A 24,896-nucleotide genomic window follows, 5' to 3' on the forward strand; every position below is an offset into this window, starting at 1 on the left:
GGGTCGGGCGGGCCGACCTCGTGGGCGCCTGCCGGCCCCCGTAGCGTGAGCAGTCCCGCGCGCGTGGCCGAATCCACTGCGGGCCAGACGTCCTCGACGCCCGCGAGCCGCGCCGCCAGCGCGAGGGAGCGCTCGTCCTCCAGGACGCAGGCGGCCTCCACGAGACGACGGGCATCGGGGGGCAGGCCGGGCAGCCGCTCCGCGACCCGGGCCGCCACCACGGCGGGGGCGGGCAGCTCAGGGTGGGGGTCGGACCACGTGGCGCGCGGGAGCTCCTCAAAGAGGGCCATGGCGGCGCCCGGCAGCCCGCCGGTGTGCCGGTGCAGCGGCTCGACCACCCAGGGCGCCACGGCGATCCCGCGCGCCAAGGCGAGCCGGACCAGCGCGTCACCGTCGAGCGGCTCGAGCACCACCCGCCTGTCGGGCACCCCGGCGAGCAGCTCGAGCACCTCGGGGCTGCCGCCGTGACCCGGGCCCGAGGGCGCGGCGAGCAGCACGCAGACCGGCGCGTCGGAGTGGTGGCGTCGCAGGGTGGCCAGGACCTGGAGCGAGTGCAGGTCGGCGTGGTGGGCGTCGTCCACGACGAGCAGCGTGACCGCCTGGGGGTCGGCGACCCGGCTGCGCAGCTGTGCTGCGGCGTCCAGGGGGTCCGGCGGCAGGCTTGGGGCTCCGGCGAGCTGCGCGAGCACCGCGCCGGCGTGGTGCGTCTCCCACGGCGCGCCCACCGCACGGCATACGGGCCCGGTGTGCTGCTCGCCGACCGCGGTGAGCAGCGTGCTGCGTCCCACGCCCCGCGGACCCGTCACGAGCACGACGACCACGCCGGAGTCGCGCACCCGGTGCAGGGCCTGCACCAGGTGCGCGAGCTCTGTCTCACGACCGAGCGGCACCGTCGCGGTCACACCGCCACAGTAGAGGCGGCTTCCGCCGCGGGCACCGTCGCCGCGGCAGCGGCCTCCTCGTGACGCGACTGCGGCAGGAGCCAGGTCACGAGGGCGCCCAGCAGCGACACCACGGCGAAGACGTAGAAGGCCGTGGTGCCGCCGACGCCGGCACCGACGAGCGCGCCACCGATGACCGGGCCGACGATGCCGCCGAGGCGCCCGAAGCCGGCGCACCACGCCACCCCCGCCGCGCGGGCCCGGGTGGGGTAGTAGTTCGAGACGAGGCCGTAGATGAGCACCTGGGTGCCGATCGTGCCGACGCCCGCCACCGCCACGGCGAGCAGCAGCGCAGCCGCCGGGAGCCGGAATGGCAGGAGCGCCAGGGTGAGCGCCGCCAGCACGAAGGTCGAGGCCACGACCGACTTGGCGCCGACCCGGTCGGCGACGCGGGAGGCCAGCAGGCCACCGACGATGGCACCGAGGTTGAGCACGAGCAGGAACGTCATGGAGTAGCTCTTGCCAAAACCGTTGTCCTGCATGATCTTCGGCAGCCATGTGTTGAGGCCGTAGGTGAGCAGCAGGCCGCCGAAGCTCATCGTGCCGAGCAGCAGGGTGGGCCACGCCAGAGGCGAGCGCGCCAGGGCCCCGAACCCGACGTGCCGCGCGCCAGCCGGCGCCGTGGTCGACAGCGTGGTCGGCAGCGGGGCCGACAGCGTCGGCAGCGGTATGCCGGTCCGCCGCGACTGCGCCTGCGCCTGCTCGAACCGGCCCCGGGCCACCAGCCACTTGGGCGACTCCGGGAGGCGGACGAGCGCCACGGGCAGCAGCAGCACGATCGGCGCCGCCCCGATCCAGAAGAGGGGACGCCACCCGGCCGCGTCCGGCATCACGAGAGCCACGACAGCGGCCAGCACCCCTCCGGCGGGGACGCCGCTGTAGACGACCGCGTTGAGCACGTTGCGCCGTCCGGCCGGGGCGAACTCGGCGACGAGGGCGCCGACGGTCGCGACGAGGGCGCCGACGCCGATGCCCGTGAGCAGGCGGAAGAAGCCGAAGGTCTGGACCGAGGTCGTCAACGCGGTCGCGCCCATCCCGATCGAGAACCACGCGAGGCCGACGAGCATGACCCGCCTGCGCCCGATCCAGTCGCCGACCGCTCCCGCGGTGAGGGCGCCGATGAGCACGCCCACCAGGGCATAGCTGCCGAGCGCTCCCGCCTGGGAGGGGGACAGCCGGCCGAGCTGGTTCGGGTCGGCCAGGAGGGTCGGCACGACGGTGCCGTAGACGACGAGGTCGTAGCCGTCGAACACGAGCGCGAGAGTCGACAGGGCGACGACCCAGGTGATGCTGCGGCGACGTCGAGCGTCGTCGAGGCCGAGCCGGCTGGCGGCGAGGGTGTTTTCGGGCATGGGTGGGCTCCAGGTGAGATGGGTGAAAGGGGTCAGGTGACGGTGGGCTGCGGTGGCGACCGGGGCTCAGCCCAGGTCACCGCCGGCGACCGGCAGCACCGTGCCGGTGATGTAGGACGCCTCCGGAGAGGCGAGGAAGCAGATCGCCGCGGCCTGCTCGTCGAGGGTGCCGTAGCGCTTGAGGAAGGAGGAGTCGACGGTCTGGTCGACGATCGTCTGATACCACTCCTGCTCCTGCTCCGACTCCGGGGCGGGCCCGCGCGGGATCCTCCGCGGAGGCGCCTCGGTCCCTCCGGGGGCGGTGGCGACGACGCGCACCCCGTGGGGTGCCATCTCCATGGCCAGGGTGGTCGTGATGGCGTTCACGCCGCCCTTCGCCGCGGCATACGGCACCCGGTTGAGACCGCGGGTCGCGACGGAGGAGACGTTGACGATCGTGCCGCTCCCCCGCGAGACCATGTGCGGCACGACGGCCCGGCAGGACCAGAGGGTGGGATAGAGCGACCGGGTGATCTCGGCCTCCACCTGCTCCGGCGGATACTGCTCGAACGGCTTGGCCCAGATGGTCCCGCCGACGGTGTGGATGGACACGTCGACGCGCCCGAAGCGGGCCACCGCCGCCTCCACGACCGCGTGGGCGCCCGCCCAGGTCTCCAGGTCGGCCGTGACCGCGAGCACCTCACGGCCCGCGCCGGCGAGCTCGGCCGACACCTCGTGCACGAGCTCGGCACGGTCGGCGAGCACCACGGCGCCCCCTTCGGCACTGACCCGCCTGGCGGTCGCCCCGCCGATGCCCTGGGCGGCCCCCGTGACGAGCACGACCAGCCCGTCGAACCTGCCCGGGCTGATGTGGGGCGGGCGCAGCCTGGCCTGGGCGTCGGCCATCGCCCGCCGCATGGTGAGCTTGGACCGGTCCGCATGCTCGGCGACGAGCCGCCGCACCGTCCCACGCTCGCCGGCCTCGAACGCCTCGACGATCTCCACGTGGTCGCGGGCGCACCGAGGGTGGCACCACGTGGCGTGACGCAGGACCTCCTCCATGTGCCCCTTCACCCCGAGCGCGCGGTAGGCCTGCAGCAGGTGCTCGTTGCCGGTCAGCATGAAGAGGTAGTCGTGGAAGGCGGCGTTGGTCTCCGTGTATGCCGCGGCGTCGGTGAAGCGGTCGCCCTCGACATAGGGCAGCGTGGCCTCCGCCAGCAACCGGTAGCCCGCGAGCTGGGAGGAGGTGAGCCGGCCGAACGTCAGCTCGACCGCCCCGAGCTCCAACGCCTGGCGAGCCTCGAACAGCGCGTCCGACTCGTGCACCGAGGGGTGCTCCTCGCCGATCTCGTAGCCCTGACCCGCAGGCGTCGGGGAAGGCGCCGGCTGGGTCGCCGCGAGCACCTCGGGCGGCGAGGGCTGAAGCGGCGAGGGCGCGTGACGTGGCGCGGCTGCGTGCAGCGGGGTGAGCTCGCGGGGCGCGAAGACCTGCTGTCCCGCAAGGCCCCGGGCTCCACCGGCCGGCAAGAGGTCGGCGCTCTCGGGCAGTGCGGCGGGCGCCCCGTCACCCGGTGCGGCTGTCGCGAAGACGGCCTGGCCGGCGACCCGCCGCGTCGTGGTGTCCGCCGTCGGCTGCTGCGACGCCGCCGGGGGGACCGGCACCGGCTCGGCAGGAACGGCATACGGTGCGGTCTCGGTCGGGGTGCTCTCCGTCGCGGTGGCCACGGTCGGGGTGCTCTCCGTCGCGGTGGTCACGGCGGGGGCCGTCACGTCCGCGCTCTCGGGGGCCGGCGCGGACAGCGCGAACTTCTCGAAGTAGAAGCCGGTGGGGGCGACCCCGGCCTCGGCGAAGTGCCGCCGCACCGCCTCCACCATCGGCGGTGGGCCGCACAGGTAGACCGCGACGTCGCCGCCGTGCAGGTGCTCGGGACCGAGGAGCGACGTGACGTAGCCCTTGTGCGCGGCGGTGCTGGCCGGGTCGGCCACGCAGTGCTGCCAGGTGAACGACGGCAGCTGGTCGGCCAGCTCCTCGAGCGTGTCGAGCTCGACGAGGTCGTCGTCGGTGCTCACGCCGTAGACGAGGTGGACCGGGCGGGTGCTCCCGTCGGCTCGCAGCTTGCGCAGGATGGCCAGGATGGGCGCGAGGCCGGTGCCCCCGGCGAGGAGCAGCACCGGGCGCTCGGTCTCGCGGAGGAAGAAGCTGCCGAGCGGGCCGGTGAAGCTGACCTCGTCCCCGACCGAGGCACGCTCCGTGAGGTGGTCGGACATCAGGCCGCCCGGGGTCAGCTTGACGAGGAAGGTCAGCTCCTTGCCCTCCGGGGCGCTGCTGAAGGAGTAGGAGCGGGTCTGGTCGGTGCCCGGGACCGCGATGTTGACGTACTGGCCGGGCAGGAACGCCAGCTTGTCGCGGTCGCGGATCTCCACGGCGAGCGCCATCGTCGTCGGGGAGAGCCGCTCGAGACGGGTCAGCGTGCCGGTGTAGGTGGCCGCCTGGGTCTTCGCGACCGCGGACGTGCTGGCGATCTGCAGGACGAGGTCGGTGCGCGGCTTCATGCTGCACGGCAGCACGTAGCCGCGAGCGGCCTCGTCGGCGCTCAGCGCGTCGTCGATGTAGCTGCCGCCGTCGTACTCGCCGGACTCGCAGAAGGCCTTGCAGGTGCCGCAGGCACCGTCACGACAGTCGAGCGGGATGTTGATCCGCGCGCGGTACGACGCCTCGGCGACGGTCTGGTCCTCGGCGCACGTGATGAATCGGGTGACACCGTCCTCGAAGGACAAGGCGGCCTGGTGGCTCATGGCTACTCCGCAGATGTGGGCGTCCCCGAGGGACGGTCAGAAGTGGTGGACGTCAGAAGTGGTAGACGTCGACCACGTGGTGGATGTAGTCGTTCTTGAGCACCACGGTCTTGCGCCGGATGAGCGGTGACGGCCCGGAGAAGTCGATCGTGTAGAACGACGTCCCGTAGTAGGGGTCCACCGTCTTGTAGCGGAAGTACATCGTGTGCCAGTTGAAGCGCACGTCGACCAGGTCGCCGCGACGCTCGATCACCTCGACGTTGCTGATGTTGTGGCTCGTGCGCGGCTCGGGGATCGAGGTGGCGCTCGAGCGCTCCGTGCGGATGCGGAAGATCCGGTCCTCGAGGCCGCCCTTGTTCGGGTAGTAGACGAGGGAGATCTCCCGGTGCGGGTCCTCGGTGAGCCGGTCGTCGTCGTCCCACGACGGCATCCAGTACTCGCAGTCGTCCGCGTAGCAGTCCAGCCACCGCTCGAACTCGCGGTCGTCGAGGAAGCGGGCCTCGCGGTAGAGGAACTGCTCGATGTCGTTCTGCGTGAGGTGCCGGGGGCCGGGGGGTTCGGCGAGGGAAACGGCCTGGGGGCTGTTCGCGGTCTGGGTCGTCATGCTGTCCTCCTCAGGACGCGGCGGCGGTGGTCGTGGGCTCGCGGCCGGCCGCCTGCTCCTGGGCGAGCGCCTCCCGCATGACCATGAGCCAGTAGCCGTGCTGAACCGGGTAGAGCCCCTCGTCCTCGTTCTTGAGGCCGGCCGAGACGACGCCGCGCATCCCGAGCGACTCGGCGACCGGGTCCGGCCCGGGCAGCCAGTGCTTGGCACCGCGGCTCATGTCGTTCCACGGGGCGGCCGACGCCTGGAAGGTGAGCTGGCAGGAGCGGAACTCCTCCAGGTCGTCCGGCGTGGCCATGCCCGAGGCGTTGAAGAAGTCCTCGTACTGCCGGATCCGGTGCGCCCGGGCCTGCGCGCTCTCGCCCTTGGGGGCGATGCAGTAGATCGTCACCTCGGTCTTGTTGGGCGCGATCGGACGGAAGTGGCGGATCTGGGTGCTGAACTGGTCCATGAGGTAGACGTTCGGGTAGAGGCACAGGTTGCGGCTGCCCTTGACCATGAACTCGCCCTTGGCGTCGCCGAACTGCTCCTTGAGCTGCTCCATGCGGTCCCACAGCGGTCGGTCCTGGGGGTTGGCCGCCCACGTCCACAGGCACAGATGGCCGTTGGGGTAGGACCAGTACCCGCCCCCGGACTTGCCCCAGCCGCCGGCGTCGAGCGCCTTGGTGTCGTTCTTCGACTCGCCGGTCGAGCGGCGCGAGGTGGTGGCGGCATAGTTCCAGTGCGTGGCCGTGACGTGGTAGCCGTCGGCGCCGTTCTCGGCCTGCACCTTCCAGTTCCCGTCGAAGGTGTAGGTCGACGAGCCGCGAAGCACCTCCAGCCCGTCGGGCGACTGGTCGACGAGCATGTCGATGACCTTGGTCGTGTCACCGAGGTGCTCCTCCAGGGGAAGCACCTCGGGGTTGAGGCTGCCGAAGAGGAAGCCGCGGTAGCTGTCGAACCGCGCGACCTTGGTCAGGTTGTGCGAGCCGCCCGAGTCGAAGGAGTCCGGGTAGCCGGCACCGTCGGGGTCCTTGACCTTGAGCAGGGTGCCGTCGTTGCGGAACGTCCACCCGTGGAAGGGGCAGGTCAGGGTCATCCGGTTGTCGGTCTTGCGACGGCAGATCATCGCGCCGCGGTGGGCGCAGGCGTTGACGAGCAGGTGTAGCTCGCCATCCTTGTCCCGGGTGATGACGACCGGCTGGCGGCCCATGTAGGTGGTGAAGTAGTCGCCCGGCTCCGCCAGCTGGCTCTCGTGGGCGAGGTAGATCCAGTTCCCCTCGAAGATGTGCTTGATCTCGAGCTCGAAGATCTCCTCGTCGGTGAAGATCCGGCGGTTGGCGCGGTAGACGCCTGCCTCGGCGTCCTCCACCACCGCGGTGGCAAGCACGCGCTCCAGGTGCTCCAGCGACTCGCTCATGGTTCCTCCAGGTGCCTCGTTGCACGGGACGGCTGATCGCCCAACGGTGACACCCACGCGGCGCCGCTACACGAGGCAAGTGCCCAGTCCTGACTCAGGCGGCATTAATCGTCAGCAACGATCAATCCATCTGAACTGCGACCTTGTGCTGACTCAATATTCGTACGTACCGTGAATGAGCCGCCGCGGATCGTCCCGCGGCATCCACCCCACGACAGCGCGGACGAGGAGGACCGACATGGAGCTGCGCCATTTCCGGTACTTCGTCGCCGTCGCCGAGACGTGCCACTTCGGCCGCGCCGCCGAGCGCCTGCACATGGCACAGCCGGCGCTCTCCCAGGCGATCCGCCAGCTCGAGGCCGAGCTCGAGGCCCCGCTCTTCACGCGGACGACACGCCAGGTCTCGCTGACGCCGGCCGGGGAGTTCCTGCTCGAGGAGGCCCGGCGCATCCTGCACTCGGTCGACCTGAGCGCGACCGGCGTCCGCCGGGTCGCCGATGGCCGCAGGGGTCTGGCCCGAGTGGGCTTCACCGGCACGGCTTCCTTCAGCCAGCTGCCCTTCATCGCCCGCACGCTGCAGCAGGAGCTGCCCGAAGCGGCCCTCGAGGTCAACGCCGACCTGCTCACCCCGCAGCTCTGCGAGGGCCTGCGCGAAGGCAACCTCGACCTCGCCGTCCTGCGCCCACCCGTGACCGGTGACGGCATCGCCGTGCGCACCATCGAGGCCGAGCCTCTGGTGCTCGCGCTGCCGGCCGACCACCGGCTGGCCGCCGAGCCCGTCATCTCGATGTCCGACCTGCGCACCGAGTCCTTCGTGCTCTACGCCGCGAAGGACTCCGCGGTCAACGAGGCCGTGCTGCGCAGCTGCCACGACGCCGGCTTCTCACCTCGACGCGAGCACCTCGCACCTGGCACGGCGGTGCTGCTCGCCCTCGTGGCCGCGGGGCTGGGCCTCGCACTGGTGCCGGGCTCCGCGCGCGCCCTGCCGCTCGCCGGGGTGGTGTTCCGGGAGGTCGGGGATGCCGGCACCGTCGAGCTTGCCCTCGCCTGGCGTGAGCAACCGACACCACTTGTCCGCTCCATCCTCACCGTCCTGCAGGAGGCGGGTCTGTTCACCGATCACCAGGGCAGCCACGACCACCTGCCCGAGCCCGTCCTCGAGGGGAACCGATGAAGATCACCGCCGTCGAGGCCATCCCGTACACGATCCCCTACGCCAAGCCGCTTCGGTTCGCCAGCGGCGAGGTCTATGCCGCCGAGCACGTCCTCGTGCGCGTGCACACCGACGAGGGCGTCGTCGGCATCGCCGATGCGCCGCCCCGCCCCTTCACGTACGGCGAGACGCAGGCCAGCGTCATCGCTGCGGTGGAGGGCATCTTCGCGCCCCAGGTCGTGGGCGTCCGGCTCGTCGACCGTGAGCTCATCGCCTCCCGGCTGGCGCGCACCGTCGGCAACCCGGTCGCCAAGTCGGCCGTCGACATGGCTGTGTGGGACGCGCTCGGGCGCACCCTCGACCTCACGGTCACGGACCTGCTGGGCGGCTACACCGACCGCATGCGCGTCTCGCACATGCTCGGCTTCGACGAGCCGCAGGCCATGGTCGCCGAGGCCGAGCGCATGCGCGACACCTACGGCATCACGACCTTCAAGGTCAAGGTCGGCCGCACGCCCTACCGCCGGGACACGGCGGTGGTCCGTGCCCTGCGGGAGGGGCTCGGCGAGGACGTGGAGCTCTACGTCGACGGCAACCGCGGGTGGTCCCCCGCCGAGTCCGCGCGCGCGATGCACGAGATGGCCGACGTGGGGCTCCTCTTCGCCGAGGAGCTGTGCCCGGCCGACGACGTCCTCGGCCGGCGGTGGCTCGTGCGGCAGTGCGACGTGCCATTCATCGCCGATGAGTCCGCCGTGACACCCGCCGACGTCACCCGCGAGATCCTCGGGGGCTCGGCAACAGCGGTGAGCATCAAGACGGCCCGCACCGGTTTCACGTATTCCCAGCGCGTGCACCACCTCGCCGAGGGTCTCGGCGTCGAGGTCGTCATGGGCAACCAGATCGACAGCCAGCTCGGGTCGATGTGCACCGTGGCCTTCGGCGCGGCGTTCCGGCTCACCTCGCGGCGCGCGGGCGAGCTGTCGAACTTCCTCGACATGAGCGACGACCTGCTCACAGAGCCACTGCGGATCGTGGACGGCCACCTGGCCGTGCGGCCCGGCGCCGGGCTCGGTGTGGAGGTCGACCCCGACAAGCTGGCGCGCTACCGCACCGACCGCTGACCCACCCCCAGACCCATCCAACACCAACACAGACCCACCAGTAGTCAGGAGACAGACATGACCCAGACCGCCACCGCCGCCGCCTCCGGCGAGTCCGCCACCCAGCGCTTCCGCGCCGACAAGGCCGGGGCAGCCGCCACGACCAGCAAGGAGCGCGTCGACCTGCTGGCCCGCTCGGTGATCGAGGCCGTGCACGCCGCGATCCGCACGCACAAGGTGACCTATGACGAGTACAACGCGCTGAAGGCGTGGCTCATCAGCGTCGGGGAGAACGGCGAGTGGCCGCTCTTCCTCGACGTCTGGGTCGAGCACGTCGTCGAAGAGGTCGCAACGGAGCACCGGAAGGGCAACAAGGGCACCATCGAGGGGCCCTACTACGTGCCGGGGTCACCGGACCAGGGCGCCAAGGGCACCGTTCCCATGCGCGAGGGCGAGACGGGCACTCCGCTCGTCTGGACCGGCAAGGTCACCTCCACCGACGGCTCTGCCCTGCCCGGCGCGAAGGTCGAGGTGTGGCACGCGGACGCAGACGGCTTCTACTCGCAGTTCGCTCCGGGCCTGCCCGAGTGGAACCTGCGCGCCACCTTCACGACCGACGACGACGGCAGCTTCGAGATCACCACGATCAAGCCGGCGCCGTACCAGATCCCGACCGATGGCGCCTGCGGCAGACTCATCGCGGCCGCTGGCTGGCATGCCTGGCGTCCGGCCCACATCCACGTCAAGGTCTCCGCTCCCGGGCACGAGCTGCTCACCGCGCAGCTGTACTTCCCCGGCGACCAGCACAACGAGGACGACATCGCCTCGGCCGTCAAGCCGGAGCTCCTGCTCGACCCGAGGCCGGCCGGGCGGGGGGAGACCGTGGAGTACGGCTTCGTCCTCGACCCGGTCCGCGCCTGAGAGAGCGGAGGTACTCGCCCATGCTGTTCCACGTCCGGATGGACGTCCACCTGCCCCACGACCTGGACCCGGCAGCGCGGGCCGAGCTCGTGGCCCGCGAGAAGGCCTACTCCCAGGACCTTCAGCACGCGGGACGGTGGCTGCACCTGTGGCGCATCGTGGGCGAGTACGCCAACATCTCGGTCTTCGACGTCACCTCGACCGACGAGCTTCACGATCTGCTCTCAGGGCTGCCCCTCTACCCCTACATGCAGCTGAAGGTCACGCCGCTGGCCTCCCACCCCTCCGACATCCACGCCTGAACCCGCGACGCCACACGCTTCAGAGCCGGAGGACGACCAGGGCGATGTCGTCGCGCAGGGCGGAGTCGGGTGGCAGCTCGATGAGCAGCCGGTCGGCCAGCGCCTCGACGTCGAGCTCCCGGTGACGCACGAGCGCCTCCGCGAGCCGGGCAATGCCGCGGTCGAGGGCCTCCTCCCGGCGCTCGACCAGCCCGTCGGTGTAGAGGACCAACGTGTCGCCCTTGACCAGCGTTGCGGTGCCGAGCGGTCGCGTGCTGGCGCGCTCGGTCACCGCCAGCGGTGGTCCCAGAGCCTGGTCGAGGGCGGTGACGCGCCCGTCCGCGCCCAGGACGAGCGGGGGCAGGTGACCAGCGCTGCTGTAGATCGCCAGGTCGAGCTCCGGGTCGATGACCACCTTCACCGCCGTCGACGCCGTGGCGTCCGGGCTGTGCCGCGCCACGCGGTCGAGCGCTCGCATCGCGGCGGCCGGCCCGACGTCGCGACGGTCAGGGCACTCAACGCGCTGCGCAGCTGTCCCATCACCGCCGCAGCGCGCAGCCCGTGCCCGACGACGTCACCAACGGCGACGGCCACGCGGCCCCCGCCCAGGTCCGCGACGTCATACCAGTCCCCGCCGACGCGCAGGGCGTCCGAGGCGGGCCGGTACCGCACGGCCACCTGGACCGCCTCCGTCACGGTCGCGGGAACCTCCGCGGGCAGCATGACCTCCTGGACCGCGATGCCCAGCTGCCGCTCCGTCTCGAGGTCGAAGAGCCGGCTGCGCTCCGCCACTGCTGTCGCCCCGAGGAGCGCCTCCGTGGCCTGCAGTCGCCCCAGGTGGCGCGACCCGCCCAGCGCGGGGTCCAGGTGCGGCGCAAACGCCGTGACGTCGTGGACGTTGAGGAGCACTTCCGTCACGTGTCCGCCAGCGGTCGATACCGGCACCGCGGTGGTGAGCCAGGAGTGCGGCCCTGCCCCGCCCACCTGCGCTACCGGCACGTCGATGTCGTGCCGCTGCAGACCCACCATCACCGAGCGGCCGTTCTCCCACGCCGTCACGAGCGCGCGACGCAGCGTGTCGGCGACCGAGCCACCTCCCGGCATCGCGGGGAAGGCCGCGAACAGCCCACTGCCGACGAGCTCGGAGCGGGTGCGTCCCACGACCTCGAGGAAGGCGTCGTTGCAGTCGCGCACCACCAGGGCTTCGTCGAGGACCACGCACGGGGTGGGCACCGCGCGAAACAGCGACCGGTAGTCCGGTCCCGCCCCGGACGCTGCGCTGAGCGGGCACGGCGCCACCTGCGAGCGCGGCGGGCCTCCGGTGGGGGTGTCGCGGGTGGGCACGCGACCACGCTATGCGGGCGCGCCGCCCTCCGCCCGCCAGACGGCGAAACAGAAAGCGTGACCGCGCCCGCTGCCCTGCTTGTTGACCCGCCCACGGGAACGGGCGAACACTGAGGGCATGTCGACGGAGGCACGCGAACCGGGTCAGGAAGCGCTGCGCAAAGGACGCTGGACGTGTCGGCTGCATCTCTGGCACCGATGGCGGACGCACCGGTATCCCAACAGCACGGAGACGGGCGCCCGGTATCAAGAATGCGTCGACTGCGGCAAGCAGCGTGACGTGCCCATCGGTGTCGGGATGGCGTGACAGGCGAAGGTCGAGCCGGGGCCTCAGGCTGCGCACCGGAAGACCCGTCCACCCTCGCGCTGGGTCTCACCCCAGCTCCACGCTGAGCGCCCGGTGGTCGGAGATGGGAAGGGCATGCGCAGCGCCGTGAGCGGGCACCAGTGAGCCACTGATCAGGATGTGGTCGAGCTGCTCGTTGGGCGCGTCGACCGGAAAGGTCGGCTCAGCTGCCGCCGACCGCATGCCCGTCACGCGGGCTGCCCGCTCCGGACCCATGTTGAGGTCACCGAGCACGACGACGGGGCCTGGCGGCTCGACGAGGCTGCTGAGGATGTGGCGCAGCTGCCGACCGTTCCACGCCCGGATGAAGGACAGGTGCGTGTTGACGAACGTGACCATCCCGTGGGGGGTCTCGACCTTGGCGACGACGGCGACCCGCGGCTCGTCGCGCACGAGCACCGGCCAGCGACGGCCCTTGAACCACATGGGAATTGGCGTGGGCAGGGGGGCCAGACGGATGACCTCCCAGCCGTGCACCGGAAAGCGGGAGAGAAGCGCGATCCCGTATGCCGCCGAGTCGGGCTGCTCCTCGCCCGTCGCCGCGATCCACGTGGCACCCGGGCTGCCGGCCAGAGCCGCGACGAAGCGGTGCTCCGGGGCGTCCATCGCCTCCGCCGCGATGACGGTGAGATCCGCTCCTCCGGACCGGTGCTGGTTGCGGTCGACCTCCTGCAGCGCGAGCACGTCGGCGTCGAGCCGGCGCACCGACTCGGCCAGGCCGTCGAGCGACACGTGCTGGTCGGTCGGTACGCGTCCGTTGAGGATGTTGAAGGTCGCCACTCGCACACGGCCTTTCTACCGGAGTTGCCCGGATCGGGCCTGTTCCGGCGTCGGCGGCACCCCCACGGGGTACGGCCTTGGCATGCGAGACCAGGAGTCGCCGGATCTGCGCGAGGCCCTCAAGGCCGTGGCCGTCGCGCTCAAGCAGTCGGAGCTGCCGTTCGCCCTGATCGGGGGCTACGCGGTCTGGGCGAGGGGCGGGCCGGAGCCCGAGCACGACGTCGACTTCCTCGTGGCCGAGGCGGACGCCCCGGAGGCCGCTCGAGTGCTCAAGGAGAAGGGCTTCGAGGTGATGCAGCCCTCCGAGGACTGGCTCTTCAAGGTCTTCCTCGACGGCGCGATGGTCGACGTCATCTTCCGCCCTTCCGGCGTGGTCGCGGACCGATCGCTCGTCGAGCGGGCGACCACCGAGGAGGTGCTGTCGGTGCAGATGCCGGTGCTCCCGGCCACCGAGCTGCTGGCGCAGAAGCTCAACGCGCTCGACGAGCACTACTGCGACTTCACCAGGGTGATACCCGTGGCGAGAGCCCTGCGCGAGCAGGTCGACTGGGCCCGTGTCGCGCACGAGACGGCCGACAACGACTTCGCGGCAGCCGCGCTCTTCCTGCTCCGGAGGCTCCAGATCGTGTCGCCCGCGCCGCACACGTGAGCCCGGTGCCCCGCGAGGTGCCCTGCCTCGGTGGCGCGAAGCACGGACGAAGGTCCCTGCCCGCCCGGCGGCATACGGGCGGAGACTGGGGATCGGAGCGGGAAGGGAGCGCATCATGAACGACCCGGTTCGCGGAGTCGTCGTCGGGTGGGATGGGTCCAGGGGCGCGCAGCTCGCCCTCGACTGGGCCGCGGAGGCCGCCAAGCGGCAGGGCCTCACGCTCACCGTCATCCACTGCGTGGACCTGTCGATGAGCCCCGGGCTGTCGGCATACAGCCCGGGCGGTTCCTACGTGCCGAGCCTGGAGGACCTCGAGGCCGACGTGCTGGCGGCCGGTGTCGCGCGCGCCGAGAGGATCCTCGATCGGGCACAGATCGTCGGCTACCACACCGTCGGCACCCCGGCCGGCGAGCTCGTCTCCGCCTCGGAGGAGGCCCGGCTCGTCGTGACCGGCAGCCGGGGGCGGGGCCGCCTGCTCGCCGGGCTGCTCGGGTCCACGTCGTATGCCGTGACCGCCCACGCGCGCTGCCCCGCGGTGGTCGTCCCCGCTCGCTCGGGCGGCGAAGACCTTGTCACGCCGCCGCAGCCCGGCCCGGGGCGGCGGGTCGTCGTGGGGGTCGACGGCTCCGAGCCGGCCGGGCGGGCGCTGGAGGCGGCGGCTCAGGTGGCCCACGAGACCGGGGGCGCCCTGCACCTCGTCGGCGTCGGCCGGGTCGTGTCCATGGAGTCGGTGGCCTACGTCGAGGAGAGCACGGCCGGCACCGAGCACACGCATGCACTGCGCGAGGAGCAGGAGCACGTCATCGCCACAGCGGCCGAGCGGATCCGGGCGCAGCACCCGGACGTGACGATCGAGACCGACGTGCTCTTCGGCGAGCCCGGTCACGCGTTGGCTGACCTGGGCGCCAACGCAGGCCTGATCGTCCTCGGCTCCCGGGGCCACGGGGGCTTCACGGGCCTGCTCCTCGGGTCCGTGAGCCACACGGTGATCCACGAGGCCGCGTGTCCCGTCATGGTCGTGCCGTAACCCGTCCCCGCTGAGCCGGTGGCCGGACCGGTGTCCGCCAGGAGTTGAGCCATTCCCGCCCGCGCGCACCGCAGCGTTGGGATACTTGCGGAGGGGAACTGGAGGCGGGGGCCTTGGAATGAACCAGTCCAGCGATTCCACGATGCGCACGAACACCCTCCGGGTGCTCGTGGTGGACGACCACCGGACCGTGGCGGACGCGGTCGCCCTGGCCGTCAGCCGGGAGGCCGGCATGGAGTGCGTCGGCACGGCCGGCACCGCCGCTGAGGCACTGTCCCTGTCTGCCGCCCTGACCCCCGACGCCGTCGTCATGGACGTCCGGTTGGGCGACGAGGACGGCATCGACGTCACGGCCCGGCTCACGGCAGGGTCCGCCCGGGTCCGAGTCGTGATCCTCACGGCCTACGTCGACCACGAGCTGATGACGAGGGCCGCGGAGGCCGATGCGTGCGCGCTGATGCCCAAGGACGGTTCGCTGGCCCACCTGCTCGAGGCGCTGCGCGTCGCCGACCGTGGACGCTTCCTCGTCCACCCAGACCTGCTCGGTCGGCTCATGCGCCGCCCCAGCCACCCCTACGTCGTGCTGACCGCTCGCGAGCACAAGGTGCTCGAGCTGCTGTCGACGGGGCAGGACATCGGCTCGATCTCTACCTCCCTGGGGATCTCGCGACTCACCTGCCGGGGCTACGTCAAGACCCTGCTGAGCAAGCTGGATGCCCACAGCCAGCTCGAGGCTGTCGTCACGGCCATGCGCCTCGGCCTGGTTCACCTGCCCAAGGGCGCCTGACGTGCGCGCACGCCGACGCCTGGCCGCGGGCTCGGAGTCGGTGCTGCAGCGGGCTGTGGGACGGTTCCAGGCATGGAGCCTCGTGATGCTGCTCACGGTCGCCCTGGGCACCGTCCTGCTCGCCCGTCCCGTCGCGTCGGACATCGCCCTGCGCGAGGCCACCGTGCGAGGCGCGGGCTTCGCCAGATCGGTCGTCGCCCCCCTGGTCAACCGACGCGTGCGGGAAGGCGACCCGGAGCAGATCGCCGCGCTCGCCTACCTCATGCGCAGCCGGTTGCGGGACGGATCCATTGCCCACATGAAGATCTGGACCCAAGAAGGCAGGATCCTCTGGTCCGACGAGGCGGACCTCATCGGCCGCACCTTCCCGCTCGAGGCGGCGGAGCAGACGCTCTTCGGGACCGACCAGGTCAAGGCGGCGGTCTCGGACCTGACGAAGACGGAGAACGTCAACGAGCGCCAGGAAGGACAGCTGCTGGAGGTCTACGTCGGCGTGCGCGACGCCGACAACGTCCCGCTCCTCTTCGAGTCCTACTGGACCACGGACCGCATCCGCGACGACGAGACAGCCATCCTGCTGCGGTTCGCCCCCCTCGCCGTGGGCTCGCTGCTGCTCTTCATGCTCATGATGCGCCCACTGGCGGTGTCGCTGGCCCGCCGCGTCGACCGAGGGCGGGCGGAGCGCAGCACCATGCTGCGGCACGCCCTGTCCGCGTCCGACCTGGAGCGGCGACGCATCGCCTCGGACCTGCACGACGGGCTGATCCAGGACCTCGCCGGGCTCCGCTACGCCATTCCGTCGCTGGCGGCCGAGCTGCCCCGCGACGCGACAGACGCACGCGCCGTGCTCGATCGGGTGAGCGAGAGCCTCGAGCGGGACGTCCGCGGCCTGCGAGCCATGCTCACCGACATCTATCCGGCCGACCTGTCCGAGGGCGGCTTGCGCGCCGCCGTGGACGAGCTCGCCGCTCGCGCTCGGGCGGCCGGGGTGCAGGTGGAGCTGACGCTCAGCGACGCTGTGGCGGACGCGCCCGTCGAGGTGGCCCAGCTCACCTACCGCATCCTGCGTGAGGGCCTGCGCAACGTCGTCAAGCACGCCCAGGCGGAGCACGTGTGGGTGCGCGCTGAGGTCGTCGACGGCGAGGTCGTGCTCGAGATCACCGACGACGGGGTGGGGGTGCAGCCGGGCGTGAGCGTGGAGAGCAACCCGGCGTCGGGTCACCTCGGTCTGCGGCTCGTCCGGGACACGGTGCGTGACCTCGGCGGGCGCCTCACCCTCGACAACGGGGCCAACGGCGGAGCGTCCCTCCGGTCCCGCTTTCCGCTCACCTTCGCCACGTCGTGGGCCGGCTGACGGTCCTTTCCGCTGGCCAAGCATCGACCCAAGGTAAGCCCAAGGACCGAAGATTATGGTGTAAGGCAGTCGCACGCCGGCCGGGTGGCGCGCACGAGAATGCCTGGTGACGCATGATCACGGTCCTGATCGCGGACGACTCGCCCGTCATGCGAATCGGTTTGAAGCTCCTGCTCGACAGCCAGCCTGACCTGGAGGTGAGCGCCTGCGTCGCCGACGGCGAGGAGGCCGTCGCCATGTGCCGGTCCACGTCACCCAGGGTGGTCGTCATGGACCTCGCCATGCCGCGGCTCGACGGCCTGGCGGCCACTCGTGCCCTCGCCACCCACGGACAGCCACCGTGGGTCGTCGTCGTGACCGGAACCGCCGACCAGACCAAGTGCCGGGACGCGGCCGAGGCAGGCGCGGCCGGGTTCGTCCTCAAGAGCGAGCCACCCGAGGTGCTCCTCGAGGCCATCCGTGCAGTGACCCGCGGCGAGCGGCGGCTGGGACCGGTCTGCGGCTGACCTCGCCCCGAGCCTCACCCAGCTCGTCCCTGAGCGTCGTCCCTGAGCGTCGTCCCTGAGCGCAACCGCTAGCCGGCCACCGTCGCCACGGAGCGCAGCAGGCCGAGGTACTCCTCGACGGACTGGATCCCAGACAGCGAGGGCCCTCCGTCGGCGACGACGTGAGGGACGGTGGTCACGCCGAGCGAACGGGCGGCCTCCTCGTCGGCGCGCACCTCCGCGGCATACGAGTCGTCGGCGAGGACCGAGGCGACCCGGCGCTCGTCGAGCCCCGCCTCGGCCGAGATGCGCTGGAGGACCTCCGGGTCGTCGAGGGCGAGGCCCTCGCCGAAGTGGGCCGAGAAGAACCGTTCGACAGTCGCCGACTGCAGCGCCGGGCCGCCCATCTCAAGGGCGAGCGCGACGAGTCGGTGGGCGTTGAAGGTGTTGGCGCGCACCGCATGCTCCCAGTCGAAGCGGATCCGGTCGTCCACCGCCGCCTCGCTGACCCGGACGGTCATCATGTGGCCGACGTGCCGGTCACCCTGGCCGTGCTTGCGGCTGAGGTACTCGGTGACCCCCATCCGCTCGCCCACCGGGGCGTCGGGGTCCACCTCGTAGGCGCGGAAGCGCACGGTGACCTCGTGGGGCCGCTCGAAAGCATGGATGGCGGCCTCGATGCGCCGCTTGGCGATGTAGCCCCACGGCGACACGAGATCGCTCCAGACGTCGAGCCGGATCGGGTGGGCGGCGTCCGCGGCCGGTTGGTTCGTCACGGGGTCAGTCTCTTTCAGTGCCGCTCAGACAGCAACATGGCCCCCACCGAGGTGGGAGCCATGTTGGGACACATCAGGGCGGACCGATCAGAAGCGGCCGTATCCGGACGGTGTCGTCCAGATCGAGTGGTTGCCCACGGTGGTGCCCGGCCGCTGGGCGTCGAGCAGACGCCCGGGGCTGACGTAGATCCCCACGTGGTATGCCGGGTAGCCGAAGAAGACGAGGTCACCGGGCTGCGGGTTGGAGACCCGGCGCGCGGCCGCCTGCTGCGCCGACGCGGTGCGCGGGATCGAGATGCCGGCCCGGCGATAGACCCACGACGTGAAGCCGGAGCAGTCGAAGCCGCTCGGGGTCGTCCCGCCCCACACGTAGGGCACTCCGCTCATGGACTGGGCGATCCCGACGATGCCGGACGCCGAGGGAGCAGGCGCGGGGGCCGAGTAGGTGTTGCGCGTGGACTTCACGGCCGACGTCACGGGGACCGCGGTGCGGGTCGTCGAGCGGGACGTCGTGGTGCCCTGCTGGCGGCGGCTGGCGTTCGCCTGCTGCGCCGCGGCGCGCTCCTGGGCGGCGCGCTGCTCGGCGGCGCGGCGGGCCTCGGCCGCGGCCCTCGCCTTGGCCGCGGCCTCGGCGCGGCGCTTCGCCTCGGCGGCGCGCTGCTCCTTGAGGATCACGTCCTCGATGACCCGGGGGGCGAGGGGCTTGGCCGCGGGGGCCTCGGCGGCGGCCGTCTCGGCCACGACGCGGGAGCCCTCGGCTGCGCCGGCCGGCGCCGCGAGCCCGGCGACGAGGCCGCCGGATGCGGCGAGGAGCGCGGCGCCCTTGACGGCGGGCTGAGCGGTGGCCTTGGCGATGAGCGTCAGCTCGGCGAGGGGGTTGTACCGACCGGGGGCGCGGTGGCGACCGGGAGCGTTCTGGGGCACGGGTGACCTCTCCAACGCCTACGAGGTGAGCTGTCGGGTTCGGGCTGGAGATGCGTGCCCGGCCTTCGCTCGGACCCGAAGGTCCGTGGAGGGCTTCACCCCGAGGGCATCGTGCGATACCCGGAGAGAGTGGGTCCCCCGCTCCTGCCGTTGCGGTTCGTTCCCGGCCGCGAGTCGGTGGCAGGACTAGGCGATGTCCGACCCGTGGCACCTGCCCGATGGAGGCAAGCCCGCTCACCGTATCGAACCGCTCGCCCAATGTCACATTGGGGTCACGGCTAGACCAAGAAACCGTCAGTAAATCGGGACACGCACGACGTGCGCGGCCGCCTGGGCCGACGAGAAACCCCACCATTTCCGCCGAAACGGCACGACGCCTGCACGGCTGGCGCGCCGCCGTATGCCGTTCAGGTGTGGGACACCTCACAGAAGACGTGGACGGCGATGTCCCACGGCAACGACACGCCGGTCGCGCGGTCGGCCCCCTCCCGGACGGCGATCACCCGCCCGTCCTCGCGCACGACCTCGATCCGGGACCCGGGGACCACGCCGGCCGAGGTGAGCAGCGCGAGCGCCTCGGGCTCGACCTGGACCGGCTCGCCGATCCGGCGGACGGTGACCGGCGAGGGCTCCTCCCCCGCCACCTGGACCAGCGTGACCAGGCCCCCGCGGAAGTCCTCGCCACCTTCGGCGCCGAGCTCGTCGAGGCCGGGGATCGGGTTGCCGTAGGGCGACTCCTTGCTGTCCTTGAGCAGAGCGAGGATCTTGCGTTCGACCTGCTCGGACATGACGTGCTCCCACCGGCAGGCCTCGTCGTGCGCGTACTCCCACTCGAGACCGATGACGTCGACGAGCAGCCGCTCCGCGAGGCGGTGCTTGCGCATGACCCGGGTGGCCACGAGCCGGCCGTGGTCGGACAGCTCGAGGTGCCGGTCGCCACTGACGGCCACCAGGCCATCGCGCTCCATCCGCGCCACGGTCTGCGAGACGGTGGGCCCGGAGTGACCGAGCCGCTCGGCGATGCGCGCCCGCAGGGGCACGATGCCCTCCTCCTCGAGCTCGAAGATCGTGCGCAGGTACATCTCCGTGGTGTCGATCAGGTCCGTCACATGGTCAGCCTCTCATCCTCGCGCCATCCCTACCCCCACCCAACCCCAACCCCCTCGAGTGGCCACTTGTGCACACCCCCGGCCCGCACCGAACTGGCCACTCGAAGCAAACCCCGGGTCCGGCACCCCACCACCCCACCCCCATCCCGTCGAGTGGCCACTTCCGCACACCCGGCCCGCACCGAACTGGCCACTCGACTTTGCGTTCCCGGCGGCGGCGGAAACCTCTTGCCTCCGGCGTGGGTGGCGACGTATTTTCGGGTGACTAGACACGGAAGGAGGTGGTCCGAGAAGTGATTTCTTCCGGAACGTGTGAGGTGGCCGCGCGATAGTCGCGCCTCCCTCCTCCACACCAGGAACGAAACGGGGCAGTCCGGCATCGGCCGGGCTGCCCTGTTCCCGTCCTCAGGGCTGTCGTCGGCTGCGGATCCACGCCTGCGCGGTGCCGAGGTCGCCCTCCCCCGACCTCGTGAACACGATGCGGTCATGCAGCCGGTTGGCCCGGCCGGCCCAGAACTCGACCTCGTCGCACACGATCCGCCAGCCGCCCCAGAAGTCCGGCACCGGCACGTCGTGGGCGAGGCCCCGGTCCGGGAAGCGGGCGAGGGCCTCCTGCCACCTGGCCTCTATCTCGGCCCGGTCCCGGGCCGGACGCGACTGCTCCGACGCCCAGGCCGAGAGCCGCGAGCCGTAGGGCCGGGTGCTGAAGTAGGCCTCCACCTCGTCCCGGCCCAGCAGCTCGGCGACGCCCCGGAAGCGGACCGCACGGTAGAGCGCCGGCCAGCCGAGGCTGGCGGCGACCCGGGGATTGCCCCGCAGCTCCAGGCTCTTGGCCGACTCGAGGTTGGTGACGAACCCGGGGCCGCGCTCGTCGAAGAACCGCATCAGCACCGTGCGCACGTTCGGAGCACCGTGGGCGTCGACGGTCGCGACGCTGAGGGCGGTCGGCTCCGGCACGTCACTGCCCGTCGCCGCGCAGGCGAGGGCGTCGTCGAGCCAAGCGCGCGCCTGGAGGAAGGGCGAGGGCAGGACGTCGGCCTCGAGCAGCCCGTCGCCCACGTAGTCGGTCCTGGAGATGCGGTTCACGAGCCCAGCCTAGGTTCGTGGGCGCCGCCGCCCCGGATGGCGTCGGGCTAGGGTGGGTGCGACGTCGACGCTGGCCGCCGTGGCGCCCGGCCAGCACCGTGGAACCGAGGAGCGCACATGGCAGGCAGGGCGAAGGCCATCGGCACGGTCATCAAGCTCGGCACGAAGTACGGCCCGCAGGTGTGGGTGGCGACCAAGGCGCTGCGGGAGCCGGCGAAGGAGGCCGCGCGCAAGGTCATGGCGAGCGAACGGGCGCGCAAGCAGGCGCACGACCACGCCTCGTCCCTCTCGGACGGCAGCATCCTCAAGGTCTACTCAGGCGACCAGTCCCTCTGGCTGGTCTTCAGCGGCGACACCGCCGTGACGGTCTATCCCGCGATCGACGTCCCCTTGTCGACGTTGCTGCGGGGAGCCGACCTGACCAAGCGCATCCGTCCCGGCCAGCCCATCGCCGCCAAGGACCGGGTCCGCGATGCCGCCACCTCCGCCCTGCGCCGCGGCGGCCCCGGCTCGATCAACTGAGCTGCGGGGCGTGCGCCGGGCCGCGTGGCCGGCACGGCCGACGGAAGACGGCGACCGAGCCGGCTCAGTCGGCGACGGAGATGCCGAGCTCGAGGGCCAGCTCCTCGGCCAGGCCGAGCAGCTGCCCCCGGCCCAGCGTCGCCCCCCGGAGCGCCGCCAGGCCCTGGGGGGCGCACAGCTCGGCGCCCGATAGGTCGACACCGGCATACCGGCCCCGGCCGAACTCCGGCGCCACGAGCCGGCAGCCCTCGAAGGTCACCCGCTCCAGGGTGGCCTCCTGGGCGTCCAGCTCGGTGATGACGCAGTCGAGGAAGCTGACGTCGCGAAGCGTGGCACCGCGAAGGTTGAGCCAGTCAACCTTGCCTCCTCGCACCGTCACCCCCCGCCAGCTGGACCCCCACGCGCTCACCGCTGCCAGACGGCTGTCCTCGATGCGCGTCTCGACGAGCGTGGCCTGCGCCAGCGAGACCCCGACGCCGTGGACGCGGTCCCAGCCGCATTCGGACCAGCGTGACCCGTCGAGCGCTGCCCCGTCGAGGGCGCAGCCGACCAGGCTGCACTCGAGGAAGGCCAGCCCCTCGGCGTGGGCGCCCGTGAAGTCCGTGCCCTCGAAGTGGTAGCCGTCGAGGTCCAGGTCTCGCCCCTCGAACGCACCCGCGGGAAAGGGGCGCTGGTCTGCAGGCGACGGCATACGGTGAGTCTTGCAGCCAGCCGGACACGCAGGTGCGACCCCGCCGCCCGCTGGCCCAGACCGCGGTGGACGCCACCGCCGAGACGGAGGACGCCCATGACCACGACCTCGCCTGACCCTGACTTCAAGCCCGGCCTCGAGGGCGTCATCGCCTTCGAGTCGACGATCGCCGAGCCCGACAAGGAGGGTGGTGCGCTGCGCTACCGCGGCGTCGACATCGAGGACCTCGTCGGCCACGTCTCGTTCGGGCACGTCTGGGGCCTGCTCGTCGACAACCGGTTCGCCCCCGGCCTGCCGCCGGCCGAGCCCTACCCGCTGCCGGTCCACTCCGGTGACGTGCGGGTCGACGTCCAGTCCGCGCTCGCCATGCTCGCCCCGGCGTGGGGGCTCAAGCCCACCCTTGACATCGAGCCGGCGGAAGTGCGCGACAACCTCGCCCGGGCCGCAGTCATGGCGCTGTCCTTCGTCGGGCAGTCGGCGCGCGGCCTCGACAAGCCGATGGTGCCGCAGGCGGAGGTCGACAAGGCCAGGACGATCACCGAGCGCTTCATGATCCGGTGGCGCGGGGAGCCCGACCCACGGCACGTCGAGGCCGTCGACGCCTACTGGGTCTCGGCCGCCGAGCACGGCATGAACGCCTCGACCTTCACCGCCCGGGTCATCACCTCGACCGGGGCGGACGTGGCCGCGGCGCTCTCCGGGGCGGTCGGGGCGATGTCGGGGCCGCTCCACGGCGGCGCCCCCTCGCGGGTGCTGCACATGCTCGACGGGGTGGAGCAGACGGGGGACGCGACGGCATACGTCCGTCGGGTGCTCGACGAAGGCGGCCGGCTCATGGGCTTCGGGCACCGCGTCTACCGCGCGGAGGACCCGCGCGCGAGGGTCCTGCGCGCGGCCTGCCAGCGGCTCGGCGCGCCGCGCTTCGAGGCCGCCGCGGCGCTGGAGAAGGCCGCCCTCGAGGAGCTGCACGCCCGGCGCCCCGACCGCGTGCTCGCCACCAACGTCGAGTTCTGGGCGGCGGTCATCCTCGACTTCGCCGAGGTGCCCCCCTCGATGTTCACCCCGATGTTCACGTGCGCGCGCACCGCCGGCTGGTCGGCGCACATCCTCGAGCAGAAGCTCACCGGGCGGCTCATCCGCCCGTCGTCGCGCTACGTCGGCCCGGGGCCGCGCCGTCCGGAGGACGTCGACGGCTGGAGCCCCGAGATCGCGTCCTGACACCGACGGGCGCGCGGGCGCGGCACGCGACGGGCGCGCGGGCGCGGCACGCGCGCACCGTATCGGCACCGGCTCATCCTGCGGGATAGCGGCGTGCCGACAAGGTGCGCGCGTGTGCGGTTGTCCACAGGGGCCAGGCGGGCGGGAGGCCGTTCCGGCGACGATGGGTCATGGACATCCGCAGCTGGGCGCGCGGTGACGTCTTCTCCACGGCCGAGGCGCGGGCCGCGGGCATCGACCCCGGGCTGTTGCGCCGCATGGTCGCGCGCCGAGAGCTGCACCCCCTCGACCGCGGCTGGTATGCCGTGCGCCCACCGGTCGACGACCGTGACCACCACCTGCTGCGCACCGAGGCCCTGCGGCGCCAGTTCGCAGGACGGGCCGTGCCGAGCCACCACTCGGCGCTCGCTCTGCTGGGCTCCGCGCTCCTGCGGCCGGACCTGGCGACGGTCCACCTCACTCGGTTGGGCGATCGGCTCTCGCGGCGTCGGCCCGGCCTGGCGCTGCACCAGGCAGTGCCCGGCCTTCCGATCGGTCCGACCGTGCCCCTCGCCGAAGCCATCGTCCAGAGCGGAATGGCCAACTCGCCGCTCGATGCGCTCGTCGCCGCCGACGACGCCCTACACCGGGGACTGCTCCAGCCCCACGACCTCACCCGCGCGACCGCCCGCTTCGCGACCCACGAGTCGATCGGGCCGGTGCGCCAGATCCTCACGGAGGCAGACGCCCGGATCGAGTCGCCGGGCGAGTCGCTCCTCGGCCACGCGCTGCGGCGTCTGGGATACCGGCTGGTGCCGCAGTTCACGGTGACCGTGGACGGGACGGCCTACCGGGCCGACTTCGGCATCGTGGGGACCCGCGTGCTCGCTGAGTTCGACGGCGAGGTGAAGTACGCGGACAGGCGGGCGCTGTTCGCGGAGAAGCGGCGCGAGGACGCCATCAGGGGCCGCGGCTGGGGCTTCGCCCGGTTCGTGTGGGCCGAGCTGCACCGGCTGGACCTCATCGACCGGCGGGTCAAGGAGGCGATCCGACTGACCCGGTGCACCTGAGGGCGGCCTGGGCGGCATACGGGAGCATCTCGGCCGCACGCGAGCACCTGCCGGGCACGGGAGCACGCTGCAGTATGCCGTCGTGCGACGAAGATGCGCGCGTGGGCGGCGGCCAGCGCCGTCCACCACCCGAGCCCTCGTGTCCGGGACGTGGACGGTGGGGTTCAATGGGTCGCGGTGACCAACGTCGCCACCTCTCCGACCGCCCGCCACGCGCACCCCG

The 24,896-nt window shown here is 72.0% G+C and carries 23 protein-coding genes, 1 pseudogene and 1 riboswitch; of the genes and pseudogenes, 12 read left to right on the plus strand and 12 right to left on the minus strand.

The features are described from left to right. The 5 genes from VFJ94_RS09575 to benA form a co-directional block, all read right to left on the minus strand. On the minus strand, positions 1–902 hold a 902-nt coding region (locus VFJ94_RS09575), incomplete at its 3' end, for an ATP-binding protein (protein ID WP_325003975.1). Continuing rightward, complete coding sequence (locus tag VFJ94_RS09580) at positions 899–2,293, minus strand: aromatic acid/H+ symport family MFS transporter (RefSeq protein ID WP_325003976.1); 1,395 nt, start codon at positions 2,291–2,293, stop codon at positions 899–901. The genes VFJ94_RS09575 and VFJ94_RS09580, both read right to left, overlap by 4 nt. A gap of 66 nt (positions 2,294–2,359) precedes the next feature. Beyond that, positions 2,360–5,068, minus strand: a complete 2,709-nt coding sequence (benC, locus tag VFJ94_RS09585; protein WP_325003977.1) for a benzoate 1,2-dioxygenase electron transfer component BenC — start codon at positions 5,066–5,068, stop codon at positions 2,360–2,362. A gap of 52 nt (positions 5,069–5,120) precedes the next feature. Further along, complete coding sequence (gene benB / locus VFJ94_RS09590; protein WP_325003978.1) at positions 5,121–5,672, minus strand: benzoate 1,2-dioxygenase small subunit; 552 nt, start codon at positions 5,670–5,672, stop codon at positions 5,121–5,123. 10 nt (positions 5,673–5,682) lie between these two features. Beyond that, positions 5,683–7,071 (minus strand): benzoate 1,2-dioxygenase large subunit, encoded by a 1,389-nt coding sequence (gene benA, locus VFJ94_RS09595; protein ID WP_325003979.1) that lies wholly within the window; start codon positions 7,069–7,071, stop codon positions 5,683–5,685. 238 nt (positions 7,072–7,309) lie between these two features. Here benA and VFJ94_RS09600 point away from each other — a divergent pair, with 238 nt between their 5' ends. The 4 genes from VFJ94_RS09600 to catC are packed head-to-tail and all read left to right on the plus strand — an operon-like array spanning position 7,310 to position 10,547. After that, a complete protein-coding gene (locus tag VFJ94_RS09600) occupies positions 7,310–8,245 on the plus strand; it encodes a LysR substrate-binding domain-containing protein (RefSeq protein WP_325003980.1) in 936 nt (311 codons plus the stop codon). Beyond that, positions 8,242–9,345, plus strand: coding sequence for a mandelate racemase/muconate lactonizing enzyme family protein (locus VFJ94_RS09605; RefSeq protein ID WP_325003981.1), 1,104 nt, complete (start codon positions 8,242–8,244; stop codon positions 9,343–9,345). Before VFJ94_RS09600 ends, VFJ94_RS09605 begins: the two co-directional genes overlap by 4 nt. A 57-nt stretch (positions 9,346–9,402) precedes the next feature. After that, a complete protein-coding gene (gene catA / locus VFJ94_RS09610; protein WP_325003982.1) occupies positions 9,403–10,245 on the plus strand; it encodes a catechol 1,2-dioxygenase in 843 nt (280 codons plus the stop codon). Between the two features lie 20 nt (positions 10,246–10,265). Continuing rightward, positions 10,266–10,547 (plus strand): muconolactone Delta-isomerase, encoded by a 282-nt coding sequence (catC, locus tag VFJ94_RS09615; RefSeq protein WP_325003983.1) that lies wholly within the window; start codon positions 10,266–10,268, stop codon positions 10,545–10,547. Positions 10,548–10,566: 19 nt separating this feature from the next. On the opposite strand, the pseudogene VFJ94_RS09620 reads toward catC, so the two are convergent. Continuing rightward, a pseudogene (locus VFJ94_RS09620) lies at positions 10,567–11,870 on the minus strand (PP2C family protein-serine/threonine phosphatase). 373 nt (positions 11,871–12,243) lie between these two features. Continuing rightward, complete coding sequence (locus tag VFJ94_RS09625) at positions 12,244–13,002, minus strand: endonuclease/exonuclease/phosphatase family protein (RefSeq protein WP_325003984.1); 759 nt, start codon at positions 13,000–13,002, stop codon at positions 12,244–12,246. Between the two features lie 76 nt (positions 13,003–13,078). Between VFJ94_RS09625 and VFJ94_RS09630 the strand changes: the two genes are divergently transcribed. The 5 genes from VFJ94_RS09630 to VFJ94_RS09650 all read left to right on the plus strand — a co-directional run bounded on the left by VFJ94_RS09630 (position 13,079) and on the right by VFJ94_RS09650 (position 17,319). Next, on the plus strand, positions 13,079–13,645 hold the full coding sequence (locus tag VFJ94_RS09630; protein WP_325003985.1) for a nucleotidyltransferase family protein: 567 nt from the start codon (positions 13,079–13,081) through the stop codon (positions 13,643–13,645). A 115-nt stretch (positions 13,646–13,760) separates the two neighbouring features. Beyond that, the gene (locus tag VFJ94_RS09635) at positions 13,761–14,672 is read left to right on the plus strand and encodes a universal stress protein (RefSeq protein ID WP_325003986.1); all 912 of its coding nucleotides are present in this window, start codon (positions 13,761–13,763) and stop codon (positions 14,670–14,672) included. 142 nt (positions 14,673–14,814) lie between these two features. Then, positions 14,815–15,459 carry a response regulator transcription factor gene (locus tag VFJ94_RS09640; RefSeq protein WP_325003987.1) on the plus strand — a complete coding sequence of 215 codons (645 nt, stop codon included), beginning with the start codon at positions 14,815–14,817 and terminating at the stop codon, positions 15,457–15,459. 1 nt (position 15,460) lies between these two features. Beyond that, positions 15,461–16,813, plus strand: a complete 1,353-nt coding sequence (locus VFJ94_RS09645) for a sensor histidine kinase (protein WP_325003988.1) — start codon at positions 15,461–15,463, stop codon at positions 16,811–16,813. A gap of 113 nt (positions 16,814–16,926) precedes the next feature. Further along, positions 16,927–17,319, plus strand: coding sequence for a response regulator transcription factor (locus VFJ94_RS09650; RefSeq protein WP_325003989.1), 393 nt, complete (start codon positions 16,927–16,929; stop codon positions 17,317–17,319). 68 nt (positions 17,320–17,387) lie between these two features. Here the strand turns inward: VFJ94_RS09650 and VFJ94_RS09655 are convergent, their stop codons facing one another. The 4 genes from VFJ94_RS09655 to pdxH form a co-directional block, all read right to left on the minus strand. Next, positions 17,388–18,074 (minus strand): DsbA family oxidoreductase, encoded by a 687-nt coding sequence (locus VFJ94_RS09655; protein WP_325003990.1) that lies wholly within the window; start codon positions 18,072–18,074, stop codon positions 17,388–17,390. An 87-nt stretch (positions 18,075–18,161) separates the two neighbouring features. Next, positions 18,162–18,998, minus strand: a complete 837-nt coding sequence (locus VFJ94_RS09660; protein ID WP_325003991.1) for a C40 family peptidase — start codon at positions 18,996–18,998, stop codon at positions 18,162–18,164. Between the two features lie 2 nt (positions 18,999–19,000). Then, a riboswitch (cyclic di-AMP (ydaO/yuaA leader) is annotated at positions 19,001–19,188 on the minus strand. 217 nt (positions 19,189–19,405) lie between these two features. Continuing rightward, positions 19,406–20,107, minus strand: a complete 702-nt coding sequence (locus tag VFJ94_RS09665; protein WP_325003992.1) for a metal-dependent transcriptional regulator — start codon at positions 20,105–20,107, stop codon at positions 19,406–19,408. Positions 20,108–20,512: 405 nt separating this feature from the next. After that, positions 20,513–21,193, minus strand: coding sequence for a pyridoxamine 5'-phosphate oxidase (pdxH, locus tag VFJ94_RS09670; RefSeq protein ID WP_325003993.1), 681 nt, complete (start codon positions 21,191–21,193; stop codon positions 20,513–20,515). A gap of 117 nt (positions 21,194–21,310) precedes the next feature. Between pdxH and VFJ94_RS09675 the strand changes: the two genes are divergently transcribed. Continuing rightward, the gene (locus tag VFJ94_RS09675; protein WP_325003994.1) at positions 21,311–21,715 is read left to right on the plus strand and encodes a hypothetical protein; all 405 of its coding nucleotides are present in this window, start codon (positions 21,311–21,313) and stop codon (positions 21,713–21,715) included. A gap of 64 nt (positions 21,716–21,779) precedes the next feature. On the opposite strand, the gene VFJ94_RS09680 is transcribed toward VFJ94_RS09675, so the two are convergent. Then, entirely contained in the window at positions 21,780–22,406 is a 627-nt protein-coding gene (locus VFJ94_RS09680) for a pentapeptide repeat-containing protein (RefSeq protein ID WP_325003995.1), read from the minus strand. 96 nt (positions 22,407–22,502) lie between these two features. Here VFJ94_RS09680 and VFJ94_RS09685 point away from each other — a divergent pair, with 96 nt between their 5' ends. After that, on the plus strand, positions 22,503–23,624 hold the full coding sequence (locus tag VFJ94_RS09685; protein ID WP_325003996.1) for a citrate synthase 2: 1,122 nt from the start codon (positions 22,503–22,505) through the stop codon (positions 23,622–23,624). 170 nt (positions 23,625–23,794) lie between these two features. After that, positions 23,795–24,673, plus strand: coding sequence for a type IV toxin-antitoxin system AbiEi family antitoxin domain-containing protein (locus VFJ94_RS09690; RefSeq protein ID WP_325003997.1), 879 nt, complete (start codon positions 23,795–23,797; stop codon positions 24,671–24,673). Positions 24,674–24,896 lie beyond the last annotated feature (223 nt).

Source organism: Intrasporangium sp. (genome assembly GCF_035688975.1).
Classification (GTDB): domain Bacteria; phylum Actinomycetota; class Actinomycetes; order Actinomycetales; family Dermatophilaceae; genus CALMNV01.